At 45.1% G+C, this 15,431-nt stretch carries 17 protein-coding genes; 14 read left to right on the top strand and 3 right to left on the bottom strand.

All coding sequences use genetic code 11. The features are described 5' to 3' along the window. The first annotated feature begins 90 nt into the window (after positions 1 to 90). Entirely contained in the window at positions 91 to 1,473 is a 1,383-nt protein-coding gene (gene gltX / locus RMO68_RS00630) for a glutamate--tRNA ligase (RefSeq protein ID WP_310438790.1), read from the top strand. On the opposite strand, the gene RMO68_RS00635 is transcribed toward gltX, so the two are convergent. After that, entirely contained in the window at positions 1,470 to 2,150 is a 681-nt protein-coding gene (locus tag RMO68_RS00635) for an MqnA/MqnD/SBP family protein (protein ID WP_310438791.1), read from the bottom strand. The genes gltX and RMO68_RS00635 overlap by 4 nt on opposite strands. Positions 2,151 to 2,216: 66 nt before the next feature. Here RMO68_RS00635 and RMO68_RS00640 point away from each other — a divergent pair, with 66 nt between their 5' ends. The 3 genes from RMO68_RS00640 to RMO68_RS00650 are packed head-to-tail and all read left to right on the top strand — an operon-like array spanning position 2,217 to position 4,083. Continuing rightward, positions 2,217 to 2,438, top strand: a complete 222-nt coding sequence (locus tag RMO68_RS00640; protein WP_310438792.1) for a MoaD/ThiS family protein — start codon at positions 2,217 to 2,219, stop codon at positions 2,436 to 2,438. A 2-nt stretch (positions 2,439 to 2,440) separates the two neighbouring features. Continuing rightward, positions 2,441 to 2,884: a molybdenum cofactor biosynthesis protein MoaE gene (locus RMO68_RS00645; protein WP_310438793.1), complete on the top strand. Its 444-nt coding sequence runs from the start codon at positions 2,441 to 2,443 to the stop codon at positions 2,882 to 2,884. After that, complete coding sequence (locus RMO68_RS00650) at positions 2,884 to 4,083, top strand: molybdopterin molybdotransferase MoeA (protein WP_310438794.1); 1,200 nt, start codon at positions 2,884 to 2,886, stop codon at positions 4,081 to 4,083. The genes RMO68_RS00645 and RMO68_RS00650 overlap by 1 nt, the downstream gene beginning before the upstream one ends. A gap of 5 nt (positions 4,084 to 4,088) precedes the next feature. On the opposite strand, the gene RMO68_RS00655 is transcribed toward RMO68_RS00650, so the two are convergent. Then, complete coding sequence (locus tag RMO68_RS00655; RefSeq protein WP_310438795.1) at positions 4,089 to 5,411, bottom strand: MFS transporter; 1,323 nt, start codon at positions 5,409 to 5,411, stop codon at positions 4,089 to 4,091. A gap of 100 nt (positions 5,412 to 5,511) precedes the next feature. On the opposite strand from RMO68_RS00655, the gene rdgB reads away from it, so the two are divergent. Next, on the top strand, positions 5,512 to 6,138 hold the full coding sequence (rdgB, locus tag RMO68_RS00660) for an RdgB/HAM1 family non-canonical purine NTP pyrophosphatase (protein ID WP_310438796.1): 627 nt from the start codon (positions 5,512 to 5,514) through the stop codon (positions 6,136 to 6,138). On the opposite strand, the gene RMO68_RS00665 is transcribed toward rdgB, so the two are convergent. Then, the gene (locus RMO68_RS00665) at positions 6,111 to 6,890 is read right to left on the bottom strand and encodes an undecaprenyl-diphosphate phosphatase (RefSeq protein WP_310438797.1); all 780 of its coding nucleotides are present in this window, start codon (positions 6,888 to 6,890) and stop codon (positions 6,111 to 6,113) included. The two genes, rdgB and RMO68_RS00665, sit on opposite strands and share 28 nt — an antisense overlap. 115 nt (positions 6,891 to 7,005) lie before the next feature. Between RMO68_RS00665 and RMO68_RS00670 the strand changes: the two genes are divergently transcribed. The 9 genes from RMO68_RS00670 (at position 7,006) to ccoO (ending at position 15,430) form a co-directional block, all read left to right on the top strand. Next, complete coding sequence (locus RMO68_RS00670; RefSeq protein WP_310438798.1) at positions 7,006 to 8,109, top strand: pyridoxal-phosphate-dependent aminotransferase family protein; 1,104 nt, start codon at positions 7,006 to 7,008, stop codon at positions 8,107 to 8,109. A 4-nt stretch (positions 8,110 to 8,113) separates the two neighbouring features. Beyond that, positions 8,114 to 8,959 carry an ATP phosphoribosyltransferase regulatory subunit gene (locus RMO68_RS00675; RefSeq protein ID WP_310438799.1) on the top strand — a complete coding sequence of 282 codons (846 nt, stop codon included), beginning with the start codon at positions 8,114 to 8,116 and terminating at the stop codon, positions 8,957 to 8,959. 17 nt (positions 8,960 to 8,976) lie between these two features. Further along, a complete protein-coding gene (locus tag RMO68_RS00680) occupies positions 8,977 to 10,224 on the top strand; it encodes an adenylosuccinate synthase (protein ID WP_310438800.1) in 1,248 nt (415 codons plus the stop codon). 21 nt (positions 10,225 to 10,245) lie between these two features. Beyond that, positions 10,246 to 10,668 carry a flagellar export protein FliJ gene (locus RMO68_RS00685; RefSeq protein ID WP_310438801.1) on the top strand — a complete coding sequence of 141 codons (423 nt, stop codon included), beginning with the start codon at positions 10,246 to 10,248 and terminating at the stop codon, positions 10,666 to 10,668. Beyond that, positions 10,665 to 11,192, top strand: coding sequence for a MotE family protein (locus RMO68_RS00690; protein WP_310438802.1), 528 nt, complete (start codon positions 10,665 to 10,667; stop codon positions 11,190 to 11,192). Before RMO68_RS00685 ends, RMO68_RS00690 begins: the two co-directional genes overlap by 4 nt. A 72-nt stretch (positions 11,193 to 11,264) precedes the next feature. Continuing rightward, entirely contained in the window at positions 11,265 to 11,816 is a 552-nt protein-coding gene (locus RMO68_RS00695; RefSeq protein WP_310438803.1) for a DUF507 family protein, read from the top strand. Positions 11,817 to 11,818: 2 nt separating this feature from the next. Continuing rightward, positions 11,819 to 12,946 carry a glutamine-hydrolyzing carbamoyl-phosphate synthase small subunit gene (gene carA, locus RMO68_RS00700; protein WP_310439102.1) on the top strand — a complete coding sequence of 376 codons (1,128 nt, stop codon included), beginning with the start codon at positions 11,819 to 11,821 and terminating at the stop codon, positions 12,944 to 12,946. A 295-nt stretch (positions 12,947 to 13,241) separates the two neighbouring features. Next, positions 13,242 to 14,723, top strand: coding sequence for a cytochrome-c oxidase, cbb3-type subunit I (gene ccoN / locus RMO68_RS00705; RefSeq protein WP_310438804.1), 1,482 nt, complete (start codon positions 13,242 to 13,244; stop codon positions 14,721 to 14,723). 14 nt (positions 14,724 to 14,737) lie between these two features. After that, positions 14,738 to 15,430, top strand: coding sequence for a cytochrome-c oxidase, cbb3-type subunit II (ccoO, locus tag RMO68_RS00710; RefSeq protein WP_310438805.1), 693 nt, complete (start codon positions 14,738 to 14,740; stop codon positions 15,428 to 15,430). The last annotated feature ends 1 nt before the right edge of the window (position 15,431 follow it).

Below are 15,431 nucleotides of genomic sequence, written 5' to 3' on the forward strand. Positions count from 1 at the left end.
ATGCTCCTGAGTCAAAGTTTTCTATTTTACCCGCTTTTAACATAGCCTTAACTAAAATTGCGCAATTGCATCCAATAAAGGATTTTAGACATGGTAGTAACCAGATTTGCCCCAAGCCCTACGGGATATCTTCATATCGGCGGATTACGCACGGCACTCCTTAGCTATCTCTGGGCGCGCCGCAACAACGGAAAGTTTTTGCTCCGCATCGAAGATACCGATTTCAGCCGTAACGATGAAGCCGCCGCATTGGCGATTGTTGAAGCGTTTAAATGGGTCGGATTGGAGCATGATGGGACAATCGAGTACCAATCGAGCCGTTTAGCAATCTACCAAGAGTATGCTCAAAAGCTCCTCGATAGCGGTAAAGCGTACAAATGTTATATGAGCCGCGAAGAACTAGATGCCTTGCGAGAAGAGCAAACCGCCCGCAAAGAACGCCCTAAATATGACAACCGCTACCGTGATTTTACAGGGACACCTCCTGAGAATCGTGAAGCGGTTATCCGTATCAAAGCCCCATTAGAGGGATCGATCACGGTACATGACGGCGTTAAAGGGGATGTTGTTTTCAATGTCGAGGATATTTTGGATGATTTCATTATCGCCCGTGCCGACGGAACCCCGACGTATAACTTCGTCGTTGCTGTTGATGATGCACTGATGGGAGTGACCGACGTTATCCGAGGAGATGATCACCTCTCCAATACCCCAAAACAGATTGTGGTTTATGAGGCGCTCGGCTTTGCAATACCGCATTTTTTCCATGTTCCGATGATCCATAATCATGAGGGGAAAAAGCTCTCCAAGCGTGACGGTGCAACCGATGTCATGATGTACAAAGAGATGGGATATGCCCCTGAAGCGCTTCTCAATTTCCTCGTTCGTTTGGGATGGAGTCACGGCGATCAAGAGATTTTTTCGATGGCAGAGATGTTGGAGCTGTTCGATCCGAGCGATATTAATCGCTCCGCGTCGGTGTACAACGTGGAGAAACTTGACTGGCTCAATGCCCACTATATCAAAAATACCCCGAACGACAAACTGTGTGAACTGTTGGAGTTTCACGGGGTGATGTTGGTGAGTCACGATAAGCGCGAGATTTTGCTCGATGCCCTCAAAGAACGTTCGAAAACATTGGTCGAGATGGCCGCTCAGATCAATGAGATTTTGGTGCGTCCAGCAGGATTCGATGAAGCGGCACTCAAAAAAGGGTACAAAGAGGAGTCCAAAGCGATCCTCCAAGCCTTTGCTGAAGCACTCAAAAACGGAGGTGAACTCCACTTGCCGAGTGACTATCACCATGTTATGGAATCAGTTGTTGCACAATTGGAAATCGGTTTCGGAAAAATCGGTCAACCACTTCGTGTTGCCTTGATGGGGAAACTCTCAGGACCGGGATTGGATACCGTTATGGCGATCATCGGTGTTGATGAGACGTTGGCGCGAATCGATGCACTTTTAAATCACTAATATCTAATCTTTCCGAGAGAGGGATTTAACCCCCTCTTTTTCGCTTCACTCACAAACCGTTTATATCCTCTCTCTTCTTTGACCCCCACCTTATAACTGATAAATTTTAAATAATGGGTGATTTGCGCAGGGCTTAAATTGCTCCGTCGAGAGGCTTCCATCAGTATATAGTAAGGAATTTTCACTTTTTTGGACACAAACGCGCGGCTGAGACGACGAAGCTCGTCAGTGTGATGATGGGTACAGAGAAGGGCAAAGACGAACGGTAACCCTGTTTGTTCATACCAAAGAGCACCTAAATCGGTATGTTCCCCTCCGCTGTAATAGTACCGTAGTGCCTTGTCTCCGATCAGTACCTCTCCGTGGACGTTTAAAATCTGTGCGAGGAGGTTGGAGGTCGCGGAATCGGCATCCGCTTTGTTGGCATTGGGGAGTGAGAGGACGCTGAGTACTTCGCGCTGAGCGACAATTCCGACTCCGAAATGGTGGCAATTTTTGGCGGTGATGCTAGATATAAACGCCGCATCGATTCGGCGAGTGGCAAATTCACGGTTGAGCTCAGAGGGAACACCCTTGTGATAATGGAGGCTTTGTTTAGATTGGGTACTTCTGGCGTAACGTTTCATGAAAACGTGAAAAGGTAAGAGGTTTATAAAATCAATTTTTCCAAAAATCACGCTAAAGACCTTTTCATATAAGAGGTGCTATTATACTAAATAAGAAGTTGATTCAGAGGCAATTTTATGATAACAGTAGAATTTTTAGGGCCAATTCAAAAGGCTCCGTTGACATTGGAAGCAGGATCATTGCGTGATGTTGCTAATGCATTAAAGCAAGATGCTGAAATGGCGCAGTGGCTTGAAACTTGCGCCGTAGCGGTCAATGATCGACTTGTAGCATCTCTTGATACCCTTCTCAATGATGGTGACAAAGTATCTTTACTCCCTCCAGTCTGCGGTGGATGAGGATGGTAGAGCTTTATAACGGTGCTTTGAATGTCCCAGAAATTATTACCCGATGGTATTCTGAAGAAGCAGAGTATAACTACGGTGCTTATATTCCCTTTATCGGTACGGTACGCGAGGAAGACGGAATCGAGGGGTTGAGTTTCGATGTGTATGAGCCAATTTTAAACGGATGGTTTGACGTATGGCAAGCAAAAGCGAAAGCTCTTGGGGCAAAGCTCAAAATGGCGCATAGTCGAGGGGATGTGCTGGTACATGAAAGCTCGTATATCGCAGCGGTATTTTCTCCGAAACGGCGTGTTGCATTGGAGATGATCGAGACATTTGTTGAGGATTTCAAAGCTTCAGCTCCCATCTGGAAATACGATCTCAAAAACGGCCAGCGTCTTTATGCACGTGATCGCTCTACCGCGATTGCGGGGGCGGGCATTTTGGGAGAGAAGTAATGATATCTTACGAGACCTCTCAAAATATGATCAGCCTCCTCAGTATAGGCACTGTTCGAAGCGAACGGATTTTTCTCTCTTCAGCGTTAGGGCGAATTTTAGCCGAAGATATTGTTGCGGATAGCGATTATCCTCTCCATCCCACCTCGGCAATGGACGGGTATGCGATACTTCAGCGCGATTTAGAAGAGTATAAATCACTCGAAATTTTAGGAGATAATCCTGCGGGAGCGGGGGAGATCGGCAGTGTAATAAGCGGAGCCTGTATCAAGACCTTTACCGGTTCATTGATGCCGCAAGGCTCCGATACCCTTATCCCGATTGAAAATGTTCGTGTTGAGGGATCACGCATTATCATCGAAAAGCCGGTTCCGCTCGGTTTTGCCGTCCGTCCGGTCGGTGAGAGTTACCGTGAGGGTGAGGTTTTAATTACGGGTGGAACCAAAATAGGATTTGCAGAGATCGGTGTGTTGGCAGGAATTAATCGGGTGATGATCCGTGTGGCACAGCGTCCCCGTGTGGCGATCATTGCAACGGGAAGCGAGATTCTCGACATCGGAGAAGTTGCGCGCCATGCGGGACAGATCCGAAGTTCTAACAGCTACACCCTCCAAGCCCTCGTCGATGCTCTTGGAGGTGAGAGTGTTCAAATGGGAATTGTCGGAGACGATAAAGTGGCGATTATGGAGCGGTTCGAAGAGGCGATTAGATCGTGTGATATCGTGGTGAGTACGGGAGGGGTGAGTGTCGGAGATTACGATTTCGTCAAACATATCGTCCCTCATCTCGGTGCCGAAGTGATCTTTAAAGGGGTGAACATCAAACCCGGTCAGCACGTCATGGTGGCTCAGCAGGGAGCGAAATTTATCGTCTCACTTCCGGGATTTGCTTACTCATCAACGGTCACCTTTATCCTCTATGCCGCACCTCTGATCGCTCGGATGTTGGGGGTTGAAAATCCTTACGACGTGATCGAAGCGACCCTCAAAGTACCGTTCGCCAAACGCTCGAACAAAAGTGAATTCACGGCGTGTAATCTGACATTTGAAGAGGGGCGTTATTGGGTCGATTTCGATGGGAAAAAGACAGGGAGTTCAGCAATATTGACCAATTTGCTCGGAAATACGGGATTGATGATTTGCGGTGAAGAGGATGGGGATTTGGAAGCAGGAACGCTCGTTAGAGTTATTAAACTCTAACGTCATTATTTCACAATTTTTGCTTTAATCGCTTCTTCTTCAACCATATCTTTACGATATTTTACCGCAACAATATTTTCAGTTTCGTTGATATACCACTCCGCAATATGTTCATGTTCCAAGTTATTTAATTTTTCCATATCGACATGATCTAGCGAGATATACAGATGCGAATAGCGATGCGGATTCGACATTTTAAATGTCCACAAAAGCCATAACGTTGTTATGATGATAAGTCCAATAGCAAGTGTCTCGCGGTTAGAATATTGCAATGCGATACCGGCAACAGCCCCGCCGATAAAAGTCATAAAATAGGCGACCCCGTTGGCGATCCCCAGAGCCGCCCCTTTTTGATGAACACGAGCGTATTTACTGATCATTGATTGAACGAGCGGCTCCATCATGTTAAATGCCATAAAAAAGGCGATGACACCGAGGACAAACTCCCAGCTTTTTGTCGCAAATCCCATGAGGGTGAATGAGACAATAAACAAGACGATAGAGAGCAAAAATATTTCGCGCGGTTTGTTATATTTTTCACCGAACACTGCCGCTGGTCCCATGGCGATAAGCCCCATAAACATTGCCGGAACATACACCTGCCACAGCTCTTTGGCTTCCCATTTGAAAACACCCGCACTGTCTAAGAGCAAGATCGGGATGAGGACAAACGCGACCGTCATCAACCCTTTTTGCATTCCGTTGGTGATGATCATACTGAGGAGATTCGGATCTTTTAGAATATCAGCCGTCGTAGTGGTCGAGTGGTAAATATGACGAATGCGCGGAGGGGTAGGGACTTTGGTAAAGAGTACCAACATCGCTAAAATTGAGAGTACCGCAGTGATCCAAAAGAGGGATGCAACACCTGCGTATGCACTGATGACGGGACCCGCTGCCATGGCAAGGGCAAAACTGATTGCAATGGTTCCCCCCATCAGCGCCATCGCTTTACCGCGTGACTCTTCGCTCACGAGATCGCTGATCATAGCGGGGATAACCGCACCGATGGCTCCCGCACCTTGTAAAAAACGTCCCGCCATAAGGGTATAAATATCGGTACTTACTGCACAGATGATGGAACCGACCAAGAAAATAACGAGTCCGACGAGGAGTGTCGGTTTACGGCCGATACGATCGCTCATAACCCCGAACGGAACTTGGAAGATCGCTTGAGTGAGGGCATATCCGCCGACGATAACACCCACTAAAAATGGAGTTGAACTCTCAAGTCCAAGAGCATAAGCTGAAAGTACCGGAAGAACAAGAAAGAGACCGAAGAATCGGAGCGATAGAATCGCGGAGAGTGGGAGAACTGTTTTAAACACGTTGTCACCTTAGATAAGCTAAAATTTTCGTCATTATAGTACATTCACTTTTGAGGCGGATGGCTGAGAAAATATTGCTAAGACTAATCTAAGGAATGAAATGAAAGTTGTACTGGCCACTTCCAACAAAGGAAAAGTACGTGAGATTATCGATCTTCTCCATGATCGGGAGGTTTTTCCCTACACCGAGGTGATAGAGGGATTTGAGATTATCGAAGACGGCGATACGTTTAAAGAAAATGCACTTATTAAAGCCCGTGTCGTTTATGCGGCATTGGGTGATTCCGATGTGATCGTCATTGCCGATGATAGCGGTATCAGCGTCGATGCACTTGAAGGGGCTCCTGGGATTTACAGCGCCCGTTACGGCGGAGAGGGTGCGAGTGATCGAGACAATCTTCTGAAACTGGTAGAGGCGCTAAAAGAAAAAAGGTTAAATACTTCTCCGGCTCACTATACGGCGGCAATAGCGATTGTTTCACGGGAAGGGGAGAACTGTGTTCACGGATGGATGCACGGGGATGTGATTAGTGAGTTACGAGGGGAAAATGGATTCGGATACGATCCGATCTTTATTCCTGATGGATATAAACAAACGCTCGGAGAACTGCCGAATGATGTGAAAAAAGGGCTTTCGCACCGCTCCAAAGCATTGGAACTGGCAAAAATTTTGATTGATCAGATTAAGTTTTTACGCTCTCATGCCGGAAGTGCGGTTATCAGATAAAAGAAAATGACCCCTACAGCGATTCGATAGATCGCAAACGGGGTAAAGGTATGACGGCTGACAAAGGAGACGAAGAGTTTGACCGTTGCGAGGGCAAATACAAATGCCGTTATAAATGCTACCGAGAGCATGAAATAGTCATCCACCACCATTTCGTTACGATGTTTGAGAAGATCGTATGCGGTAGCAATAATCATCGTAGGGATGGCGAGGAGAAACGAAAACTCCGCCGCACTTTTACGACTAAGCCCCATTACTAATCCGCCGATGAGGGTCGCACCGGATCGGCTGGTACCCGGTATCATCGAGAGGCTTTGAAATACCCCGATGGTAAAGGCCTGCTTAAAATTGAGTTCTGAAATATCTTTTCCTGCATCGATGGGTTTGTCGCGACGGAGATACTCAAAAAGTAAGAATACTATTCCCCCCGCGATGAGCATAATGCTTACCGTTTCGACACCGAAAAGGGCTTTGATCTGTTTATAGAACAAAAATCCCAAAACACCTGCCGGTAAAAAAGCGACACCGATTTTGAGCCACAACATTTTGTCCTGCATTAGCCGTTTGGCATATAGGAATAAGACGGCGAGGATACTTCCGAGTTGGATGGAGACCTCGAATGCTTTGTGGGCATTGGTTTGTTCTAAGCCAAGCATGTGCGAAGCAAGAATCAGGTGCCCTGTTGAAGAAATCGGTAAAAATTCGGTTATTCCCTCGAGTGCTCCGAGGATGAGTGCGTCAAATAAGGTCATAATTGAGCTCTTTTTTTGGTGCAATTGTACCATAGCCTCACCCCTTAAACCTCCGCTAACCTCACATAGGATAAAATGCGCGGATTTATGACACTTTCCCTCAAGGAATTTTTGAATGTTACTTTTTACCCCCGGACCAACCCCGGTACCTGAGTCGGTACGTATCGCTATGGCAGGTGAGACGCTGCACCACCGTACACCGGAATTTGAAGCGATTTTTGAGCGAACCCGCACATTGTTATTCGAACTTCTTGGAATGGATGAGGTGTTGATGCTCGCTTCATCGGGTACCGGAGCGATGGAGGGGGCAGTGATCAACCTTGCTCACTCCAAACTCCTCTCGATCAATTCGGGAAAATTCGGTGAGCGTTTCGGTAAAATCGCCGTAGCTCACTCTATTGCCAATGTAGAGATCAAACACGAATGGGACACTCCGGCAACCGTAGAGGAAGTCCAAGCGGCACTCGATGCAAACCCTGATGTCGATGCGATCGCGATCCAAATCTGTGAAAGTGCAGGGGGATTGCGCCACAGTGTCGAAGCAATTGCGAGCGCGGTTAAAGCGCATAATCCAGCCATTATGGTGATTGCGGACGGTATCACGGCGGTGGGCGTTGAGAAAATCGACGTCACCAATATCGATTGTCTGATCTCAGGGAGCCAAAAAGCGTTAATGCTCCCTCCGGGACTCGCGATTATGGGTCTAAGCAACGCAGCGATTGAGAAAATCGGAAGCGGCAAAGGGTATTATTTCAACCTCGCTACCGAGATCAAAAATCAGCGTAAAAACACGACCGCATGGACGGCGGCAACGACGATTACTATCGGGTTGGAGTCGGTACTCAACCGTATCAAAGCCGAAGGCGGTTTGGATAAACTCTACGTCGATACGGCGCGCCGTGCGAAAGCAACTCGAGAAGCGATGATGGCAATCGGTCTTTCCATCTATCCGACAAGCCCAGCCGATTCGATGACGACGGTAGGGGACGTCGAAGCGAAAAAAATCCGCTCAACCCTCAAAGCGTTCGATATAAACGTTGCCGGTGGACAAGATCACATCAAAGATTCGATTTTCCGTATCAACCATATGGGGCTCATCGCTCCGTATGAAGCGTGTTGGGCGGCTAACGCGGTGGAATTGGCTCTCGATAAAATGGGACGCCGTGCCTATGACGGAACCGCTAACCGCGTGTTTAATACCGTCTATTTTGGACTCTAAAACAATGGTTTTTGAACACGAAATTCCCGAAGGCTCAAAGCTTTACTTCGCGGGAGCGGCAAAGACAAAGCGTGAAATCGAAACCAAAGCGAGCACATTGCTGAGCGATGCCGGATTTGAAGAAATTTTAACCCCGCTTTTTTCGTATCACCAGCATATGAGTGTTTGCGATCAGCGTGAACTGATTCGTGTGAATGACAGCGAAAATCATCCGATCAGCCTCCGTGCCGATTCGACGATTGACGTGGTTCGTATCATTAATAAACGTCTTGGCGGAAACACTGAACATAAGAAATGGTTTTATATCCAACCGGTCTACCGTTATCCTGCGCATGAACAGTATCAAATCGGAGTAGAGATTATCGATGAGCCGAATTTATCGGTGGCTCTTATTCAAGCAACACGAATTTTAAAAGAGTTGAAAATTGCGCCGTTATTACAGATCTCAAATATTAATATTCCCCGTCTCCTTTCGGAGATGTTAGGACTTCATTTAGATGATTTCCGCCACGTGAATATCGAGAAATTTTTATCGCTTAAAATCGATTGGCTGACACGATTGGTTTATATGCAGCACGCACATGAGATTGATGAAGTTGCCGCAATTGTTCCTGAGGTTATTAAACCCGAGCTTGTTAAAATAAAAGAGCTTTGCGAGGGATTAGAATATCCGAATACCGTCATAGCACCCCTTTATTACGCTAAAATGCTCTATTATGATGAGCTTTTTTTCCGTGTTATTGAAGGCAATGAAGTTTATGCCATGGGCGGACGTTATAAAAGCGATGAAACCGTTTCGGTCGGATTCGCCATTTACACCGATGCGTTGATTGACGCATTACACCAATAACTAAAGTAGGATTATTTATGAAAGCAGATTTGATTGTCGGTATCCAGTGGGGTGACGAAGGAAAAGGGAAAATCGTCGATTTACTCGCGCAAAAGTACGATTGTGTTGCCCGTTATCAGGGGGGGCACAATGCCGGACATACGATTGTTGTGGATGGAAAAACGCATGCCCTACACCTAATTCCATCGGGGATTTTGAACCCAAAAGCGATCAATATAATCGGTAACGGTGTCGTTGTCTCTCCCGAAGCCTTGATCAAAGAGATGAAGCAGTTTGATAATCTTCTCGGACGTTTGTTCGTCTCTGAATCGGCACACATGATCTTGACGTTTCACACGTTGATCGATCAAGCCAAAGAGAAACTTCGCGGTGAGAAAGCGATCGGTACGACAGGTCGCGGTATCGGACCTGCGTACAGTGAAAAAATCGCCCGTGCGGGATTCCGCCTCGGAGAGCTTCGAGACGTTGCAGCCCTCACCAACCGTGTTATGGAGTATTTTGAGCAAAACAGTGCAATCTTTCAAGCGTTGGAAATTGCTTTACCAACCAAAGAAGAATTAACCGTTGAATTAACAACCTTTTCAGACGCGTTGGTACCGTTTTTGGCGAACACGACGCAGATGGCGTGGAAACTGATGGATGAGGATAAAAAAATTCTCCTAGAGGGTGCTCAGGGGACGATGCTCGATATCGATCACGGAACCTATCCGTACGTTACTAGTTCATCGACGATTTCAGCGGGTGCGTGTACGGGTCTTGGGGTCAATCCTAAAGATATCGGCAAAGTAACGGGGATCGTCAAAGCGTACTGTACCCGCGTTGGAAACGGCCCTTTCCCGAGTGAAGATCATGGTGAGATTGGGGAGCGTTTGCGAAAGCAAGGGCATGAGTTTGGAACCACTACGGGCCGTCCTCGTCGTTGTGGATGGTTTGACGCGGTAGCATGTCGCTATGCAAGCCGTTTGAACGGGTGTGATGATCTCTCCATTATGAAACTTGATGTCCTTGATGGTTTCGAGACGATCGAAGTGTGTGTTGCCTATGAAGTGAACGGTGAAGTGATCGATTATATGCCGCTTGATCTTGAGAACGTGAAACCGGTCTATAAAACGTTTGCCGGATGGGACAAAACCGAGGGTGTTCGCCGCTTTGAAGATCTTCCAGCTACGGCACAAGAATATCTCCGTGCGATTGAAGAGTTGACACAGACTAAAATCGGTATGATTTCTACATCACCGGATCGAAACGACACAATAACATTGTAATCTTACCCTCAAGGAGCGCTTATGAGCAAATCGCGTTACGCCCCGCTGGTTAAACTCAAAAAAAAGAGTTTAGACACTGCTGAACGTGCGCTTATAGCTGCTAATAACGCTCTTTCCTCCGCGACCGATAAACTTTCTCAAGCTTACGAAGAACTTTCCCGAATGGGTTTACCGACGCACGGCGCTATCGGAGAATTTACTCAAGCTGCTGCTATGATACATGCACAGCATCTTACGATAGAAGAGTGTCAAAATGCATTGCAATCCGCACAACAACGCCAATACCAGATGCGAGAACGCTTCAAAGCGGCGATGATGGATTATGAGAAATTTAAATATTTAGAAGTTCAAGAGATGAAGCTACACCTTAAAAATCTTAAAGCACAAGAGGCTAAAATGCTTGATGAGATCGGGACTATGAGTTATAAAAGAGAGATTTTATGAAAATATTTGGATTATTAGCGTTAGTGATAATGAGTTTACTGCACGGAGCACCCGCTACCAAATCGTATGAGTGTACTAAAATTTTTGAAGATCGCAAAAATGAGCTGTTGGTAGAATTGGAGCGGATTGACGAGCAAAAGCAATCCCTTGATTCACTAAAAAGGGCAACGGAAGATCTATTACGTAAAAAAGAGGCGTTGTTACAAGGAAAAGATACCAAAGTCGATCAAAAGCTAAACGAGATCAAGGCGAAAGAAGCATCGATTAAAAAAATGTTAGAAGAGAACAAAAAAATACTGGATCAAATCAAACAGCTTAAATCGGATAAAGTTTCTCAGACGTTTGCGAAAATGAAGCCTTCCGCATCGGCACAAATTCTCTCTCAGATGCCCTCCTCAGATGCCGCGGATATCATGAGTACCCTCAACAGCAAGGTAGTAGGGCAAATATTGGCCAAAATGGATCCGAAAAAAGGGTCTGAAATTACCGATAAATTACGCAAACTTCCTGAACCGCCAAAATAACGCTTCATTTCCTCTAAGCGATTTAAGAGGTATTTTAGGCTAAAATGCAGAAAATTTCACTCAGGGCTGGCAATGAAGGTTTCACTGACACACGTACCCCATATCGCGACACGAATTGCTGTCGATCTTAGCCGTAGCGGATTGGTCACGATGACCAAAGGGCTTGAGAGTACCGCCAAAGAGGCTGAGGGCGTTCTAACCGCCAATATTAAAAAAGAGATGGCACTCGAAGAGAAGGTCAAAGAGATCGTTAATGCGAATGAAGAGCAGATCGATTTCTATCTTGCCGATGAGCGACAACTCTTTTTCATGATCAAAAAGAAATTGGCACCTGAATATGGGGTCGTATTATCGTATGAAGACCGCTATTCTGATATTGCCCATCAGATTTTAGATGTATTGTATGAAGAAGATATGATTAATTATGATGTGAGTGAAAACCGTATCAAAAATATTATTTACGATGCGATTACCGGTTCTATCGCAGATTCGAGTGAAATCGAATCTGCCGTATACCAAAAATTGAAAAGCTACAAACGTAATTTGATTCCGGGTACCGATGAATACGAAATTGTATATGAGAAACTTTATAAAGATGAATTGGTTCGAAGGGGGATGGCATAATGTTGCGTGACGCGTGGATTTATCTTGAAAACGGCACCTATCTGAGTGCCAAAAGTTTTGGTGCCGATACGACAGCGGTAGGCGAGATCGTTTTCAATACCTCAATGAGCGGCTATCAGGAGATTATCACTGACCCTTCGTATGCCGGGCAATTTGTCACTTTTACTATGCCGGAAATCGGGAATGTCGGAGTGAATGATGAAGATATGGAGAGCACAAAAGCTCACTGTAAAGGGATCATTGTTCGTCAGTATCAAAGTGAATATTCGAGTTTCCGTGCCGAAGAAGCGTTACATACCTTTTTAGAAAAACACGGGATTATCGGAATTTGCGACATTGATACCCGCTACATCACTAAAATGCTTCGAACACAGGGAGCGATGATGATGATCGCTTCAACAAAGGTTTCGGATAAAGAAGAACTTAAAAAAATGTTAGAGAGCTCTCCTCGTATTGAAGAGGTTAATTACATTAAAGAGGTGAGCACAAAAACGGCATATACTCATCGTAACGGGATTTATGATCCTTTTCATTTCCGTTATAACGATGCCCCTACACCGAAAGCGAAGATTGCGGCAATCGATTTTGGGGTTAAACGCAATATTTTGAATGAACTCACTGAAGCGGGATTGGAAGTGGAAGTCCTTCCAAATAGCTTTAGTGCCGATGAATTGATCGCGCGCTATGACGCTAAAGAGATTGACGGTGTTTTCCTCTCTAACGGGCCGGGAGATCCTTTGGTGTTGAAACGTGAGCAAGAAGAGATCAAAAAATTGATAGCGCGTAAAATTCCGTTGTTCGGGATCTGCTTAGGGCATCAGCTTCTTAGTATTGCGCACGGATACGATACCCATAAACTCAAATTCGGGCATCACGGCGGAAACCATCCAGTTAAAAACGTTAAAACAGGGATGGTCGAGATTACGGCTCAAAACCATAATTATAATGTTCCAGAATCGGTTCGAGAGATTGCGGAAGTGACCCATATCAATCTTTTCGATAATACGATTGAAGGATTACGCTATAACAGCGGACATGTATTTTCCGTACAACATCATCCGGAATCAAGTCCGGGGCCAAAAGAGAGCCGCTACATTTTCAGTGAATTTCTTCAACTTCTCCAACGATAACCATAAGTAAGGGGAAATTCTTTTCCCCAAGCAATCTTTTTTTCTTCTCAAGTGTTACTTTTCTTCCCCAAAAACTGTAAATAAACTTAAATTTATCGTTAAGTTTCAATAGTGTGAAAAACATTTAATAATTTAAGATTCCTCAAATACTGTGATTGCTATTATTAGAGTGTCTAATAGCCTACTTTTGTTACAAAAGTGTTAAGGGCACTTCTAATTTCACCGGATATTTCAGGTGTGAGATTAGAGGTGCCCTAATAGGCTCTTATGCTTTGAATCTTTAAGGAGGTCGTAAATGGAGAATCGTCCATTGGAGTATGATTACACGGTTGCGAAGTGGTTTATGCTTACAACTGTTGTTCTCGGTATTGTCGGGATGCTTGTCGGCGTTATTTTGGCGTGGCAAATGGCGTTTCCAGCTGTGAATTTGATGGCGGGAGAGGGATTGGCAGAGTACACCAACTTTAGTCGTCTTCGTCCGTTGCATACTGACTCAGTTATCTTTGGTTTTACCCTTAGCGGTATCTGGGCTACTTGGTATTATGTAGGTCAACGCGTATTGAAAGTATCAATGGCGGAATCAAAATTCTTGATGGTCCTTGCTAAATTGCACTTTTTTATCTATCTATTGGTAGTAGTTGCAGTAGTCGGTTCATTGTTACTCGGTATCTCTACCGGTAAAGAATATGCAGATTTCGAATGGCCGATTGATATCGCGGTAGTCGTGGTATGGGTTATTTGGGGTATGTCAATTTTCGGTTTGATCGGTATTCGCCGTGAAAAATCATTGTACATCTCTATTTGGTATTACATTGCTACTTTCTTGGGTATTGCTATGTTGTATCTTTTCAACAATATGGAAATTCCAACGTATTTTGCTTCAGGCGGAATCGGTGCATGGTATCACTCTGTTTCAATGTACTCAGGTACAAATGATGCGTTGGTACAATGGTGGTATGGTCACAATGCGGTTGCATTTGGATTTACCGTACCTATCGTTGCGATGATCTATTACTTCCTTCCAAAAGAATCAGGTCAAGCGGTTTATTCATATAAATTGTCTCTTCTTGCGTTCTGGGGATTGATGTTTGTTTACCTTTGGGCAGGCGGACACCACTTGATCTATTCTACCGTACCGGATTGGATGCAAACTATGGGTTCTGTATTCTCGGTTGTATTGATTCTTCCTTCATGGGGTTCAGCGATCAATATGCTTCTTACGATGAAGGGTGAATGGCAACAAGTTGCTAGCAGTCCATTGATCAAATTCATGATCTTGGCTTCTACATTCTATATGTTCTCTACTCTTGAAGGTCCAATTCAAGCGATCAAATCAGTTAATGCTTTGGCTCACTTTACAGACTGGATCGTTGGTCACGTACATGATGGTGTTCTTGGTTGGGTTGCATTCATGATTATGGCTGCATTGTTCCACATGGCTCCACGTGTATTCAAACGTGAGATTTATTCTAAATCTTTGATGAACACACAATTCTGGATCCAAACTCTTGGTGTTGTTTTGTATTTCACCTCTATGTGGATTGCAGGTATTACACAAGGTATGATGTGGCGTGCGCATGATGAATTCGGTAACTTAGCTTACTCATTCATCGATACAGTTACTGTATTGCATCCGTATTACACTATTCGTGCTGTTGGTGGTACTTTGTACCTCGTAGGTATGTTCTTGTTTGCGTACAATATGTACAAAACAATGACAAGCTCTCGCCGTGTTGAAGAGAGTGAACTTCAAAACGCATCGCCTATGGGCGCTTAATAAGGAGGGGAAAAATGTTTCACTGGTTAGAAAAACACCCGTTCTTTTTCGCGGTAGCAGTATTCTTAACAATCGCGTTTGCTGGTCTCATTGAGATTTTGCCAAACTTTGCGCAAGCGTCTCAACCGGTAGTAGGGACTAAACCTTACACCACGTTGGAACTTGCTGGTCGTCATGTTTATATTAAAAACAACTGTATGGGATGTCACTCTCAGCTCATTCGTCCGTTCAAATCTGAAACGGATCGTTACGGTCACTACAGCTTGAGCGGTGAATATGCGTATGACCGTCCATTCCTTTGGGGCTCAAAACGTACCGGTCCTGACTTGATGCGTGTAGGTAACTACCGTACAACAGACTGGCACGAAAATCACATGAAAGATCCTGCAGCGGTTGTTCCGGGTTCAATCATGCCGGCATATCGCTGGATGTTTAAAAATGCTGCGGATATCGACACTGCTTATGCAGAACAAATAACCGTAAATAAAGTGTTTGCAACACCGTATAACACTGAAATCCCAATGGCAGACGGCACAAAAGTGACTGTACCGTTGGCAGCGACATTAGATGAAGCAAAAGCAGCAGCTTTGGAAGAAGCAAAAGTGATTGCAGCAGATATGAAAGACCAAGACGTTAAAGATGCGGTTGCAGCGGGTCAAGTCCCTGAAATCGTAGCGATGATCGCATATCTTAACAGTCTGAAATAAG

Source organism: Sulfuricurvum sp. (assembly GCF_031427015.1).
Classification (GTDB): domain Bacteria; phylum Campylobacterota; class Campylobacteria; order Campylobacterales; family Sulfurimonadaceae; genus Sulfuricurvum.